This window comes from Streptomyces sp. NBC_01506 (assembly GCF_045040295.1).
Classification (GTDB): domain Bacteria; phylum Actinomycetota; class Actinomycetes; order Streptomycetales; family Streptomycetaceae; genus Streptomyces.
Map to the genome: position 1 here is coordinate 6692794 of NZ_CP109422.1, position 14301 is coordinate 6707094.

The 14301-nt window shown below is 70.5% G+C and carries 12 protein-coding genes; 9 read left to right on the plus strand and 3 right to left on the minus strand.

What is annotated here, in order from left to right; translation table 11 throughout:
• Positions 1–343: 343 nt before the first annotated feature.
• From OG329_RS30090 to OG329_RS30115, 6 genes are all read left to right on the plus strand, one after another.
• Positions 344–1462, plus strand: a complete 1119-nt coding sequence (locus OG329_RS30090) for a DegT/DnrJ/EryC1/StrS family aminotransferase (protein ID WP_405799536.1) — start codon at positions 344–346, stop codon at positions 1460–1462.
• Positions 1459–2472 carry a Gfo/Idh/MocA family protein gene (locus OG329_RS30095; protein WP_405799537.1) on the plus strand — a complete coding sequence of 338 codons (1014 nt, stop codon included), beginning with the start codon at positions 1459–1461 and terminating at the stop codon, positions 2470–2472. Before OG329_RS30090 ends, OG329_RS30095 begins: the two co-directional genes overlap by 4 nt.
• 108 nt (positions 2473–2580) lie before the next feature.
• Positions 2581–4191, plus strand: coding sequence for a glycosyltransferase family 4 protein (locus OG329_RS30100; protein WP_405799538.1), 1611 nt, complete (start codon positions 2581–2583; stop codon positions 4189–4191).
• A complete protein-coding gene (locus OG329_RS30105; protein WP_405799539.1) occupies positions 4188–5825 on the plus strand; it encodes a glycosyltransferase family 2 protein in 1638 nt (545 codons plus the stop codon). The genes OG329_RS30100 and OG329_RS30105 overlap by 4 nt, the downstream gene beginning before the upstream one ends.
• Positions 5822–7105 carry a nucleotide sugar dehydrogenase gene (locus OG329_RS30110; RefSeq protein WP_405799540.1) on the plus strand — a complete coding sequence of 428 codons (1284 nt, stop codon included), beginning with the start codon at positions 5822–5824 and terminating at the stop codon, positions 7103–7105. The genes OG329_RS30105 and OG329_RS30110 overlap by 4 nt, the downstream gene beginning before the upstream one ends.
• Positions 7106–7129: 24 nt before the next feature.
• Positions 7130–8683: a glycosyltransferase family 4 protein gene (locus OG329_RS30115; protein WP_405799541.1), complete on the plus strand. Its 1554-nt coding sequence runs from the start codon at positions 7130–7132 to the stop codon at positions 8681–8683.
• 63 nt (positions 8684–8746) lie between these two features.
• On the opposite strand, the gene wecB is transcribed toward OG329_RS30115, so the two are convergent.
• The 3 genes from wecB to OG329_RS30130 all read right to left on the minus strand — a co-directional run bounded on the left by wecB (position 8747) and on the right by OG329_RS30130 (position 11727).
• Complete coding sequence (wecB, locus tag OG329_RS30120; protein WP_405799542.1) at positions 8747–9877, minus strand: non-hydrolyzing UDP-N-acetylglucosamine 2-epimerase; 1131 nt, start codon at positions 9875–9877, stop codon at positions 8747–8749.
• Between the two features lie 83 nt (positions 9878–9960).
• Entirely contained in the window at positions 9961–10572 is a 612-nt protein-coding gene (locus OG329_RS30125; protein WP_405799543.1) for an acyltransferase, read from the minus strand.
• 66 nt (positions 10573–10638) lie between these two features.
• A complete protein-coding gene (locus tag OG329_RS30130) occupies positions 10639–11727 on the minus strand; it encodes an acyltransferase family protein (RefSeq protein WP_405799544.1) in 1089 nt (362 codons plus the stop codon).
• Between the two features lie 264 nt (positions 11728–11991).
• Between OG329_RS30130 and OG329_RS30135 the strand changes: the two genes are divergently transcribed.
• The 3 genes from OG329_RS30135 to rpmA all read left to right on the plus strand — a co-directional run bounded on the left by OG329_RS30135 (position 11992) and on the right by rpmA (position 14251).
• Positions 11992–13416, plus strand: coding sequence for a hypothetical protein (locus tag OG329_RS30135; RefSeq protein ID WP_405799545.1), 1425 nt, complete (start codon positions 11992–11994; stop codon positions 13414–13416).
• A gap of 239 nt (positions 13417–13655) precedes the next feature.
• Positions 13656–13979 carry a 50S ribosomal protein L21 gene (gene rplU, locus OG329_RS30140; RefSeq protein ID WP_354603360.1) on the plus strand — a complete coding sequence of 108 codons (324 nt, stop codon included), beginning with the start codon at positions 13656–13658 and terminating at the stop codon, positions 13977–13979.
• Positions 13980–13993: 14 nt separating this feature from the next.
• Entirely contained in the window at positions 13994–14251 is a 258-nt protein-coding gene (gene rpmA, locus OG329_RS30145; RefSeq protein WP_363242380.1) for a 50S ribosomal protein L27, read from the plus strand.
• Positions 14252–14301: the final 50 nt, after the last annotated feature.

The window sequence follows — 14301 nt, forward strand, 5'->3', positions numbered from 1 at the left end:
ATCTGAACGTTTGGTAACAGCCGGTTGAACGGCCCGTGTCCTGCCCTGGGAATCCAGGGCAGGATACGGGCCCTTTTGTTTCGGAATTGATGTGATTGGCAGTTAACAAGCCTGAAATTCCGTGAGAAATTCCTGATAATGTGACTGGCGGTCCCCGCCGTTGACAGTCCCCGCCCGGAACCTGCGGTCGTGGACCGGCCCGTACAGGGACAGCGGTCCCACATTCCTCGGCAGGGCGTCGGCCAATCGTGCCGTGGGGGTACACGCGGCCTCGTGAGACGTCCGCTGCACCCCTGGTCTCTGCCCCAGAGAGCTTTCGCGGTGTTCAAGGAGGACGACGTCCATGTCGAGCAGTGAAGTGCCACCCATCCCCGCTGCCCGCCCGGTCATCGGGGAAGAAGAGATCGAGGCCGCGGTACGTGTGCTGCGCACCGGCCGGGTCGTGCAGGGCCCCGAGGTGGCCGCGTTCGAAGAAGGCTTCGCCGAACTCGTCGCCGGCCGCCACTGCGTGGCCGTGAACTCCGGCACCTCGGCACTCCACCTCCTGCTGCTCGCCCTCGGTATCGGCCCGGGTGACGAGGTGATCGTGCCGTCCTTCTCGTTCGCCGCGTCCGCCAACGCCGTCCGGCTCGTCGGCGCCGACGTCGTCTTCGCCGACATCGAGCCCGGCACCTTCGGTCTCGACCCGGCGGCCGTCGAGGCCGCGATCACCCCGCGTACCGCTGCGATCATGCCGGTGCACCTGTACGGCAACCCGGCGTCGATGGACAAGCTGATGCCGATCGCCGACAAGCACAAGCTCGCCGTCGTGGAGGACGCCTGCCAGGCGCACGCCGCGTCGCTGCACGGCACGCCGGTCGGCGCCTTCGGCTCCGGCGGCACCTTCAGCTTCTACCCGACGAAGAACATGCACTCCCTCGAAGGCGGCATGATCTCCACCGGCGACGCCGAGGTCGCCCGCACCCTGCGGCTGCTGCGCAACCAGGGCATGGAGCAGCGGTACGCGAACGAGATCGTCGGCGCCAACATGCGCCTCACCGACGTGGCCGCCGCCGTCGGCCGGGTGCAGCTCACCAAGCTCGCCGGCTGGACCGAGCGGCGCCGCGCCAACGCCGCGTACCTGAACGAGCACATCACCGCGCCCGGTGTGGTGACCCCGCCGGTCGCCGAAGGCGCGTACCACGTCTACCACCAGTACACCGTCCGGATCACCGGTGACCGCGACGCCGCGATGGCGAAGCTCACCGAGGCGGGCGTCGGCAACGCCGTGTACTACCCGACCCCCATCCACCGGCTGCGGCCGTTCTGGGAGCCGGACCAGAAGGCCGGACGGAACTGGGACCTGCCGCAGACCGAGCGGGCGGCGGCCGAGGTCGTCTCGCTTCCGGTGCACCCCTCGCTGTCGCAGTCGGACCTGGAGCGGATCGTGACCGCCGTGAACGAGCTGGGAGAGAACCTGTGACCACCGCGGGACTGCGCGCCGGCCTGATCGGCCTGGGCTCGATGGGGCGCCACCACGCACGCGTACTGGCCGGTCTCGACGGCGTCACGCTCGTCGGGGTCGTCGACCCCCTCGGCGACAAGAACGGGCTGGCGCAGGGCGCGCCCGTCCTCGCCACCGTCGAGGAACTGCTCGCGATCGGCGTCGACTACGCCGTCATCGCCTGCCCGACCGCCCTGCACGAGGAGGTCGGCCTCCAGCTCGCGGAGGCCGGGGTCGGCGCGCTCATCGAGAAGCCGCTGGCCGACACGGTCGACGGCGCGCGGCGGCTGGTCGAGGCGTTCGAGTCGCGCGACCTCGTCGCCGGGGTCGGCCACATCGAGCGCTGCAACCCGGCGCTGCGCAGCCTGCGCGCCCGCCTGGAGGCAGGTGAACTCGGCGACGTGTACCAGGTGGTGACGCGCCGTCAGGGGCCGTTCCCGCACCGGATCGCCGATGTCGGCGTGGTCAAGGACCTCGCCACCCATGACATCGACCTGACCGGCTGGGTGACCGGCCAGACGTACACCTCGATCTCCGCGCACACGGTGTCCAAGAGCGGCCGTCCGCACGAGGACATGGTGTCCGCCGTGGGCCGGCTCTCCGACGGCACGATGGTCAACCACCTGGTGAACTGGCTGAGCCCGCTCAAGGAGCGCTTCACCTCGGTCACCGGCGAGCGCGGCTGCTTCATCGCCGACACCCTGACCGCCGACCTGACCTTCTACTCCAACGCGGCGGTGACCACCGAGTGGGAGGCGCTGCGCGCGTTCCGCGGTGTGGCCGAGGGCGACATGATCCGCTACGCCATCCCCAAGCGCGAGCCGCTGCTGGTGGAGCACGAGCTGTTCCGCGACGCCGTACTCGGTGAGTCGTACGACATCTGCACGCTGCGGCAGGGGCTGCGCACGGTGGAGGTGGCCGCGTCCCTCCTGGAGTCGGCCGCGAACGGCACGACCGTGCGGCTCGACCCGGAAAACAGCCCCGGCTGAAACCTCGGCGCCGTCCTTTCCCTCTTACGGGTCCCCGCCGCTTCTCCCGACACGCACGGCGCAGGTCCGTACCAGTTTCCTCAAGTGACCGGTTCAGAAAGGCAGTTGATGGATACGCAGAGTGCCGGTGGTGACATGACCGGCAAGGGACGCGTGGTCATGCTCGTCGACAACAAGGTCGACGGCGACTCGCGGGTGCAGAAGGCCGCCGAGTCCGCGGCGGCGGCCGGCTGGGACGTCACCCTGCTCGGGCTGGTCCGCACCGGCAAGGGCCGCGAATGGCGGCTCGGCGACGCGGAGGTACGGCTCCTGCCGCTGAAGGCGCCGCTCGCCAAGCGCCACGCCGAACGCCACCGCTCCCTGCTGCGCCGCCCGCTCGCCTACCCGCCCGGCCCGATCGCCGCGTACCGGCGGCAGTGGGCCAAGGCATGGCGCGCGGACGTCGCGACGCGCCGGGCCGCGCTCAAGGTGGCACCGGCCGCGGTGGGCACACCGCTGTTCCGCCGGGTCGAAGGCGTCCGCCTCAAGGTGGCCGGCCCGGTCTCCAACATCGTCCAGCGCTGGGTCGGCCTGCGCTCACGGCACAGCACGGCGGCCCAGCAGGCGGGCCGCCGGCTGCGCGGTCCGCTGGACCGGCTGTTCACCGCGTCCTGGACGGCGGTCAAGGGCAGACGCGCCTGGCGCAGACTCGAACCCGCCCTGTGGGACTACGAGTTGACGTACGGCCCGGAGATCGACGCGCTCAGGCCCGACGTCATCCATGCCAACGACTTCCGCATGCTGGGCGTCGGCGCACGGGCGACGGTCCGCGCCAGGGCGGCCGGCCGGTCGGTGAAGCTGGTCTGGGACGCGCACGAGTTCCTGCCCGGCGTACGCCCGTGGGAGGACAACGCCCACTGGATCCCGGGCAACACGGCACACGAGAGCGAGTACGCGCCGTACGCGGACGCGGTGGTCACGGTCTCGGAGGGCCTGGCCGATCTGCTGATGGAGCGGCACGGGCTGACCCAGCGCCCGACGGTGGTCCTGAACGCGCCGGACCGGCCGGGGGAGGGGGGCGGGGGCGCCGGGGACGCCGGGGACGCCGACGGTGAACCCGAGCCCGTGCCGGACCTGCGCGAGTTGTGCGGTGTGGGCCCCGACGTACCGCTGATCGTCTACAGCGGCTCGCCCGGCCCGCAGCGCGGTCTCGGAGATCTTGTCGAGACGCTGCCCCGGCTCGACGGCGTCCATATCGCGTTCGTCGTGCCCAACCCGTCCGCCGCGTACATACAGAGCCTGCTGGCCCGAGCCGAGGAGCTGGGAGCCGGCGACCGGCTGCACGCCGTGCCCTACGTGCCGCACTGGCAGGTCGTGCGCTTCCTGTCGGCCGCCGACGCGGGCTGCATCCCGATCCACCACTGGCCCAACCACGAGATCGCGCTGATCACGAAGTTCTTCGAGTACTCGCACGCGCGGCTGCCGCTGGTCGTCAGCGACGTGAAGACGATGTCCGAGGTCACCCGGTCCACCGGGCAGGGCGAGGTCTTCACCGCCCAGGACATCGACGGTCTGGCCCGCGCGATCAAGCAGGTCCTCGCCGATCCGGAGCCGTACCGGGCCGTGTACGACAAGCCCGGCCTGCTCGACGCCTGGACCTGGGAAGCGCAGGCCGAAGTGCTTGACGAGCTGTACTCGACGCTGGTCACGGACCGGAAGAAGTCGGAGCCCAGGCCATGACGACGATCACTCCCGATGTCACGGTCGTGGTGGCCGTGTACAACACGATGCCCTACCTGACCGAGTGCCTGAACTCGCTCGTCGGCCAGTCCATCGGCCTGGAGCGGCTTCAGGTCATCGCCGTCGACGACGGCTCCACCGACGACAGCGGCGCCGAACTCGACCGGTTCGCCAAGGAGTACCCGGACACCGTCAAGGTGATCCACCAGGAGAACAGCGGCGGCCCCGCGGCACCGAGCAACCGCGCCCTGGAGATCGCCACCGGCCGCTTCGTCTACTTCGTCGGCTCCGACGACTACCTCGGCGCGCAGGCGCTGGAGCGCATGGTCGCCTGCGCCGACGAGCACGGGTCGGACGTGGTGATCGGCAAGATGGTCGGCACCAACGGCCGTTACGTACGGCAGGCGATGTACAAGAAGAACGATCCGGACGTCAGTCTGTACGGTTCCGATCTGCCGTTCACCCTCGCCAACACCAAGCTGTTCCGGCGTGAGCTGGTGGAGAAGCACAAGCTCCGCTTCCCCGAGGACCTGCCGGTCGGCAGCGACCAGCCGTTCACGATCGAGGCGTGCGTCCGGGCCGGCCGGATCTCCGTCCTCGGCGACTACACGTACTACTACGCGGTGAAGCGCGGCGACGCGAGCAACATCACCTACCGGGCCGACCACCTGACCAGGCTGCACTGCACCACCCGCATCATGCGGCACACGGCCGCTCTGATCGAGGCCGGCCCGCGGCGCGACGCCGTCCTCAAACGGCACTTCACCTGGGAGCTGGCCAAACTCGTCCAGGGCGACTTCCCGCCGCTCGACCCCGGGACACGGCTCGAACTGTGTGCGGGGATCGCCGAACTCGCCGACGACTATCTGACGGACGAGCTGCGCGACTCGCTCGACGTCAAACGGCGGGTGCGGATTCTGCTGGCCCAGCGCGGCGCCGTGGCCGAACTCACCAAGGCCGTCACCGACGAGGCCGAGCACGGCGCGCCGCCGTTCCTCCTCGAGGACGGGCGGGCGTTCGCCGCTTATCCCGGCCTGCGCGACCCGCTTGTCCAACTGCCCGACCGTGGTTACGAGTTGGTGGGGGAGTCGGTCCCCGGCCGGCTCGCCAACGGCACCCGGCTGATCTCCGCCGGATGGGAGCGGACCGGCGACACGCTGTTCGCGGTGTTCGTCGTACGGATCGGCGTCGGCGGACAGACCGACTCCGCCGTGATCCGGCTGGCCCGGACCGCGATGCCCAAGACCGCGGACAAGGCGGCGGCCCGCCGGCTGCCGGCCTCCCACCAACTCCCGGACCCGGTGGGGCAGTTCACCCGCGAACCGGAGCCCGACGGCGGTGGCGGCACGATACTGACCGCCCGGATCCCGCTCGCCGCGGCCCGGGTCAAGGCGGGCGCCCGCGTCTATGTGGACGTCGCCGGATCGACGTACGAGATCCCGATCCGGACCCGGGGCCTGCCCATGCCGCTGGCCCGCCGGTGGGGCGACGCCGTTCCGTACCGGGCATCGGCCAATGTGAATGCCAAGGGGCGACTGGTGATCACCACGGCTCCGCTGTGGGAGCCGACACCATCCTTCCGCGCGCGGGTACGAAGCCTGCTGCCACGGTTCAAGAGGAAAGTAATCCGATGAAAATCTGTGTAGTCGCGCTCGGTAAGATCGGACTGCCGCTCGCCGTGCAGTTCGCCGCCAAGGGCCACCGCGTCTTCGGCGCCGACGTCAACGAGAAGACCGTCGCGCTGGTCAACGCCGGTACGGAGCCCTTCCCCGGCGAGCACGACCTCGACGTCAAGCTCAAGGAGACCGTCGACGCCGGGCTGCTGACGGCCACCACCGACACCGCCGCCGCCGTCGCGCAGTCCGACGCCGTCGTGGTCGTCGTCCCGCTGTTCGTGGACGCCGAGGGCGTGCCCGACTTCGGCTGGATGGACTCCGCGACGAAGGCGATCGCCAAGGGCCTCAAGCCCGGCACCCTCGTGTCGTACGAGACCACCCTGCCCGTCGGCACCACCCGCACCCGCTGGGCGCCGATGCTTCAGGAGGGCTCGGGGCTCACCCCCGGCGAGGACTTCCACCTCGTCTTCTCGCCCGAACGCGTCCTGACCGGGCGGGTGTTCGCGGATCTGCGCCGCTACCCCAAGCTCGTCGGCGGCATCGACGAGGCGTCGGCCAGGCACGGCGTCGACTTCTACGAGGCCGTGCTCGACTTCGACGTACGTGAGGACCTGCCGCGCGCCAACGGCGTGTGGGACCTCGGCACTGCCGAGGCGTCCGAGCTGGCGAAGCTCGCCGAGACCACGTACCGCGACGTCAACATCGGTCTGGCCAACCAGTTCGCCCGCTTCGCGGACCAGAACGGCATCGACGTCAAGAAGGTCATCGAAGCCTGCAACAGCCAGCCGTACAGCCATATCCACCAGCCCGGCATCGCCGTCGGCGGCCACTGCATCCCGATCTACCCGCGGATGTATCTGTGGAACGACCCGGCGGCGACCGTCGTGCGCTCGGCGCGCGAGGCGAACGCGGCGATGCCCGAGTACGCCGTGGACCTGCTGGCCGCCGCGTACGGCGATCTGACCGGCGTGGGCGTGCTCGTGCTGGGCGCGGCCTACCGGGGCGGCGTCAAGGAGACCGCGTTCTCCGGTGTCTTCCCGACCGTCGACGCGCTGCGGGCGCGCGGCGCCGTACCGTACGTCTCCGACCCGATGTACACCTCCGAGGAGCTGACCGCGCACGGTCTGCCCCCGCACGAGGGCGAGAAGGTGACGGCGGCGGTGCTCCAGGCGGACCACGCCGAGTACCGCGATCTGAAGCCGGCCGACCTGCCGGACGTCACGGTGCTGGTCGACGGCCGGCGTACCACCGACCCGGACGCCTGGCGCGGTGTACGCCGCGTCGTCATCGGCGGCTGAGCGGTGAGCGAAGGAACGAGAGACATGCCAGAGCGTCGCCCCGGACGAGTCGTGATGCTTGTCGACAACACCATCGACGGTGACTCACGGGTCCAGAAGCACGCGCGGTCGATGGCGGACGCGGGGTGGGAGGTCCACCTCATCGGCCGCGCGCCGTCGACCGGCCCGGACAGCTACCGGCTCGGCGAGGCGCGGATCCACCGGCTGCCGCTGCGCCGGCTGCCCCCGCGCAAGTCGCTGCGCCGCCGGGTGACGGGCATCCGCTATCCGCTGGCGTACGAGAACCAGGACAAGGCGGTGCTCAAGACCCGCCGTATCAAGGTCGACTGGGCCGAGCTGGAGGTGCGCGCCGCGGGCGCCGCCGCCCGTACCGGTATCGCGAAGGCGCCCACCACCAAGCAACTGCCGCTCATCGCGGCGCGGTTGGCGGGCAAGGTCCGGCGCAGCACGATCCAGGCCAGGAGCCGCCAGACGAAGGCCGCCGCCGCTGCCTGGGGCGACAAGAACGGTGCGCTGGAGGGTCTGGAGACGGCCTTCTGGGGTGCCACGATGGGCGACAGGGCGTGGCGGCGGCTGGATCCGCTGCCGCTGCGTTACGAGCTGAGCTACCGCGACAAGATCGAGGAGCTTCAGCCCGATCTGATCCACGCGCACGACTACCGCATGATCGGTGTCGCGGCGCGCGCCGGTGTGCGCGCCCGCGCGGCGGGCCGTGACGTACGGGTGGTCTACGACGCGCACGAGTATGTGCCGGGACTCGCGCAGGCCAGCCCCTCGAAGAAGTGGCTCGCCTCGCAGGTCGCCTACGAGCGTGAGCACATACCCTACGTCGACGCCGTCGTCACGGTGTCGCCGGCGCTGGCGGAGATGCTTCAGACGTCGCACGGTCTGAACGAACTGCCGGTCGTCACCCTCAACGCGCCCCCGAAGCTGGTGCCCGGCGAGGGCGAGTCCTCGGACTGGACCACGGAGGGCGGCGCCAGGGACGTACGCGAGGCGTGCGGGCTCGGGCCGGACACCCCGCTGGCCGTGTACTGCGGCGGGGCGGCGCCGCAGCGCTGTCTGCACACGATCGTGGAGTCGCTGGCGTTCTCGGACGACCTGCACGCCGCTTTCATGATCAACAACCTGGAGAGCGAGTACGTGCGCTCGCTGGGGGCGCTCGCCGAGAGCATCGGCGCCGCGGACCGCGTGCACTTCATGCCGTACGTGCCGTACGACGTGCTGGTGCGGTTCCTGTCGACGGCGTCCGTCGGCATCCACCCGCTGCGCAAGGGGCCGGTGAACCACGAAGTCGCCCTCAGCACCAAGTTCTTCGAGTTCATGCAGGCTCGGCTGCCCGTCGTGGTCAGCGATGTGAAGGCCATGTCGGACGAGGTCAACCGGGTCGGCAACGGCGAGGTCTTCCGGTCCGAGGACGGCAAGGACCTGGCGCGGGCGGTGGGGGCCGTGCTGAGTGACCGGGAGCGGTACACGGCGCCGTACGACCGGCCGGGCATGCTGGACGAGTGGAGCTGGGAAGCGCAGGCGGAGAAGTATGTGACGCTGTACGAGAGGCTGTTGAAGCATCTCGGCTGAGATTCGCGGTATCGAAGTGAGGGCCACCCGCCTGCGGGTGGCCCTCACTCGTACACCTTCTGGTCAGGCGTGGACGGCCCGGGTCGCCTGCGCGGGAATCGCCGCCCGGTCGCTGGCCCGCTCCATCAGCTCGACGACGCGTCGCGCGGCCGTTCCGTCGCCGTACGGGGCGCCGTGCGGGGCCGTCGGGGCCGACCGTACGGCCAGCGCCGCCCACTTCTCCGGGGACAGCTCGTGCGGGTCGGGGACCAGATGGTTCCAGCCGTCCTCAAGGGTCTCGACCCACTCCGTCTCGGGCCGGATCGTGGTGCAGACACGGTCCAGGAGGTACGCCTCCTTCTGGAGGCCGCCCGAGTCGGTCACCACACCGGCCGACGCCAGGACGCCGGCGACGAGACCCGCGTACGGGAGGGGGCGGCCCACGCGTACGGAGCCCTGGTTCAGCTCGATGCCGTGCAGCCGCGCCTTGGCCACCAGGCGCGGGTGCGCCAACAGCGCGACCGGCAGCGGCAGTTCGGCCAGCGACTTGATGATCGCCGCCAGCCTGACGGGGTCGTCGGTGTTGTCCGGGCGGTGCAGGGTGGCGAGCAGGAACGGCGCGCCGGGATCGATCCCCTCCGGCAGCGCCGGGGCCGCGAACTCACCGGCGAGCACCGCGTCGCGGATCCGCAGGCAGATGTCGACCATCACGTCGCCGGCCAGCTCCGCGCGCTCGGCGAGACCTTCGTTCGCGAGGTGACGCATGGCCTCGGCGGTGGGGGCCAGCAGCAGATCGGCGCAGTGGTCGGTGAGGACGCGGTTGTGCTCCTCGGGCATCCGGCGGTTGAACGACCGCAGGCCCGCCTCCAGATGGGCGACCGGCAGATGCTGCTTCACCGCGGAGAGCGCGCCGGCGATGGTGGAGTTGGTGTCCCCGTAGACCAGCACCCAGTCGGGCTGTTCGGCTTCGAGGACCGGGTCGAGCGCGGAGAGTACGGCTCCGGTCTGGACGCCGTGGCTGCCGGACCCGACGCCCAGATGGACATCGGGGTCGGGTATCCCGAGGCCGGAGAAGAAGACGTCCGACAGGTCCGCGTCGTAGTGCTGTCCGGTGTGGACGATGACGTGCTGGTGCTCGGTCCGCGCGAACGCCGCGGCGACGGGCGCGAGTTTGACCAACTGGGGGCGGGCACCGACGATGCTGATGACTTTCATCGAACACTCTTCTGCAAGGCCACGGGCGGTGGCGGTGGCGGTGGCGGTCTGGTGTGTGACGGCTTCTTCGTAACGTGTGCGGTTCAGCGGGCGGGCGCGCCCCGCTCGGTCAGGACACCGTCCCGCTCGTCGTGCAGCGCGCCGGTCCGCGGGCACTCCCACACGCCCGGCTCCCCGTCCCGCGCCACGAGCTTCACACCGGCCCGCCCGACCCAGCCGATCCGGCGGGCCGGAACCCCCACGACCAGCCCGAAGTCAGGAACGTCCTGCGTGACGACGGCACCGGCGGCGATCATCGCCCAGCGGCCGATCCGCACGGGCGCGACGCAGACCGACCGGGCGCCCAGCGAGGCACCCTCCGCGATCTTCACCCCGACCGCCTCCCAGTCGGAGCCGCGCTTCAACTTGCCGTCGGGGTCCACGGAGCGCGGGTTCAGATCGTTGGTGAGGACGACGGCGGGCCCGATGAAGACACCGTCGGCCAGCTCGGCGGGCTCGTACACCAGCGCGTAATTCTGGATCTTGACGTTGTCACCGATCCGCACCCCGGTCCCGACGTAGGCACCACGCCCGACGACGCAGTTCTCGCCCAGGCGCGCGTTCTCCCGGATCTGCGCGAGCTCCCAGACGCTGCTCCCGTCACCGACCACCGCGGTCTCGTCGACCTGGGCGGTTGGCTGGACCCTGTAGTTCACGCTGTCGCCTTCCGGATTTCCGAGTAAGTTTCCGACGGTTGAGCATACGTCGGGTTCCGCGCCCGGCTATGCCCGTTTCCCGGCCTCCTCCTGGCGCAGCGCCCATCGCATCCTGGGCTCCACGACATACCGGAACACCCGTCGTACCGGCGGTGTGCACAGCGCCGTCACGAGCAGCGCCGCAGCCAGGGTGACCGCGATCCGGCCCGGCCAGGTCTCCAGGAAGGGGTCCTCGTAGCCGCCGAGATAGCGCGCGCCCCGGATGAAGAAGCCGTGCAGCAGATAGCCGTAGAGCGTCCCGGCGCCCAGTGCGGTCATCCACAGGCGGCGGCGCGGCACCCACGCCAGGAAGCAGGCGCCCAGCACGAGCGCCGCGGCGAACAGGAGCAGGGTCATCGCCGCGCCCGTCCAGACCGGCTCGTCGAGCTCGCGGGCGCTGTAGCTCCTGAACAGCCACGAGGTGGTCACGCGCGGGACCGACCAGTACGCCACCAGCAGGGCGACCAGAGCGACGGGCAGCGCCGCGATCCGCACCCGGGCGCGGCGCAGATACGCGAAGTGTTCGGGGCGCAGCCGCAGCCCCAGGACGAAGAACGGCAGGAACTGAAGGACGCGCATGAGCTGGAGGTCGTCCCCGATCCCGGTCGACATCGACGCGAGCGCGGCGACGGCCAGGGCCAGCGGCACCGGCCAGCGCACCAACTGCCAGAACGGTGTCGTGATCCGCCACAGGAACAGGGCGGGCAGGAACCACAGGATCCAGTACGGGTCCGCCGGCGTCAGCGGGAAGCCGGGGTCCTCCACGGCGCGGTGGAAAAGCGTGTACGCCACCTCGAAGACGGCGTACGGCACGAGGACCCCGGTGACCAGCCGCCACACCCGCTTCGGGGTCAGGTCGAAGCCGCGCGAGAAGTAGCCCGCGATCACGATGAAGACGGGCATGTGGAACGCGTACACGAAGGTGTAGAGGGCCTCGACCACCCGCCCACTGTCCGGCAGCGGCTCCCACGAGTGCCCGACGGCGACCAGGACGATGGCCAGGTACTTCGCGTTGTCGAAGAACGGATCCCGCTCCCCGGCACCGGCGCCGGTACTGGTGGGAGCGGGGCCGGACGCCGGGGTGCCGGTCCGTGCCGGGGAGAGGGGGGAGACCATCAGGACACCCTAGGGCGTGCCTTTCGGATCGGACCGTAGGCGGGTTTCTCCCGTACGACCGCGTGAACGCCCGCCCCTCTACGGCCTCCTCTAAAGGAGTTACACAGTGCGTGGACGCGCTGTTACTCTCTGCCCACTTGGGGGGATCGGGCGGGGGCTCGCTTCGCGTGACGACAGCGGCGGTGACGCCGTGTTCCCTCCATGCCCGCAGACAGGTAGTCGGAGGAAACCGTGAGAAGTAACGTTCAGCCGCGTCGTGCGACCGTGGGAAGAATCCTCGGCGCCTCACTCGTACCGGTTCTCGCCCTGGGCATCGCCGCCTCGGGGGCGGTCGCGACGACCGCGGCCGCCGCCGCGCCGGCGTCCGTCACCACCGGCACGCGCGCCGCCGCGGACGGCCCGTGGAGCGTCCCGACCGCGCTGACCGGCACCGCGGAGCGCGTGGACGTCATCGACGTGCGGACCGCGACCGACGGAACCGTGGTCGCCGCGATGTACCGGCAGGCCGCCGGGAGCTCTGAGCTCGAACTCCGCGTGGCCGTGCGCCCCGCGTCCGGCGCGACCTGGGGCGCGCCGATCGTGATCGACACCTTGAACGCGGGCCGGGAGACCGTGCAACTGCTGCCCGCGCCGGACGGTTCCGTCACCCTGACCTGGGTCCGTGCCGGCAGCGAGAACACCATCCGCACCTCGACGCTCACCGAAGGCGCCTGGTCCACCCCGGTCGACATCGCGCAGGGCACCCGGTTCTTCGACGTGACCACGGCGATCGGCGCGTCCGGAAAGGCCGTCGCGGTCTGGAACCAGTCCAGCGGGCGTGCCACCCAGGTCTACGCCTCCGAGCGCGACGGCGCGAACGGCACCTGGTCACCCGCCGTCCGCCTGGACGACACTCCGGCCGAGATACAGGAAAGTGTCCCGCAGGTCCTCGTCGCCGCCGACGGATCGCTGACCGCGGTGTGGAGCGAGTACGGCCCGGAGCACCACAGGGTCAAGGCCGTCGACAAGCCCGCCGGGGCCACCGGTTGGACCGCTCCCAGGACGCTTTCCGCCCCCACCTCCTGGGCGGGTGGCGTTCAGGCCGGCGCGGGCCCGAACGGTGAGGCCATGCTCGTGTGGACCGGCTCCGACACGGCGGGGACCGAGGTGTTGGAGGCGGTCGTTCGCCCGGCGGGCGGCGGCGAGTGGGGCCCCGTCGAGACCGTCGGCCCGATCGACAACGCCCTCGTACCCAGGCCGCTGGTCGCCCCGAACGGGGAGATCACCCTGGTGTGGGTCGACTGGCGCGACACCTACGGCGTCCGTACCGTCACCCGCTCGACGACCGGCGACTGGTCCGCCGTACAGACCCTGTCGACGCAGTACGTCCCCGAGCAGTTCGACGCCGAGATAGGCCCCGACGGCTCGGTCCAGGCGGGGTGGGTGCAGAACGCCGCGACGGGTGACCAGGACGGGCGGGTGTTCCTGCACGCCGCCCGCGTCGACGGCGTCTGGAGCGCGCCGGTACAGCTCAGCAGGCAGCCGTCGGCCGTGGCCATCGGGCAGGTCGCGGGCGGTCCCGAGGGCCGGGCCACCGCCGTATGGCACGAATCTCTCGGGAGCTTCACTGGCCAGCTCTGGACGGCCGGCACGGGCCTGACCGATCCCGGCCCGAACGCGGACCCCGAGTCGAGGGCGAATGCGTCCTGACGCCGCGCGCCTTCCGCAGGGGCAGCCCCCACCTGGTTTGACCCCCCACCCAGCCGCCCCGTACTCTTCATCGTCGGCGTGCTTTCTGTGCGCGCCAGCTCCTGAGCACCTCACCTACCGGTGGCTGTCCTCGACGCCGTCGGCGGAGGCCGTTCGTCCCATCCCGGATGCAGCGGGGCCCCCGGGTCCCGTGAGCGGCTGGCATCAGGAGTTCCGTTCCGAGCGAGAGTGAGATCCGCGTGTACGCCATCGTGCGCAGCGGTGGTCGTCAGCACAAGGTTGCTGTTGACGACATCGTTGAGGTTGACAAGATTCCCACTGCCAAGGTTGGCGACACGGTCGAGCTCTCGACCCTGCTCGTGGTCGACGGCGACGCCGTGACCAGCGACCCGTGGGTCCTGGACGGCATCAAGGTCATCGCCGAGGTCGTGGACCACCACAAGGGCGCGAAGATCGACATCCTTCGCTACAAGAACAAGACCGGTTACCGCCGTCGCCAGGGTCACCGCCAGCAGTACACGGCGATCAAGGTCACCGCTATTCCCGCGGCTGCGAAGAAGTAAGGGACTGAGGAGACATGGCACACAAGAAGGGCGCATCGTCCACCCGTAACGGGCGCGACTCGAACGCTCAGCGGCTCGGCGTGAAGCGCTTCGGCGGTCAGGTCGTGCTCGCCGGTGAGATCCTCGTCCGTCAGCGTGGCACCCACTTCCACCCCGGTTCGGGTGTGGGCCGTGGTGGCGACGACACGCTGTTCGCGCTCGCCCCCGGGGCGGTCGAGTTCGGCACCAGCCGTGGCCGCAAGGTCGTGAACATCGTTCCGGTCGCCGAGTAATTCGGTACCCGTAGAGCGATTTCGATCGGTTTCTCGCGAGGGCGGACCTC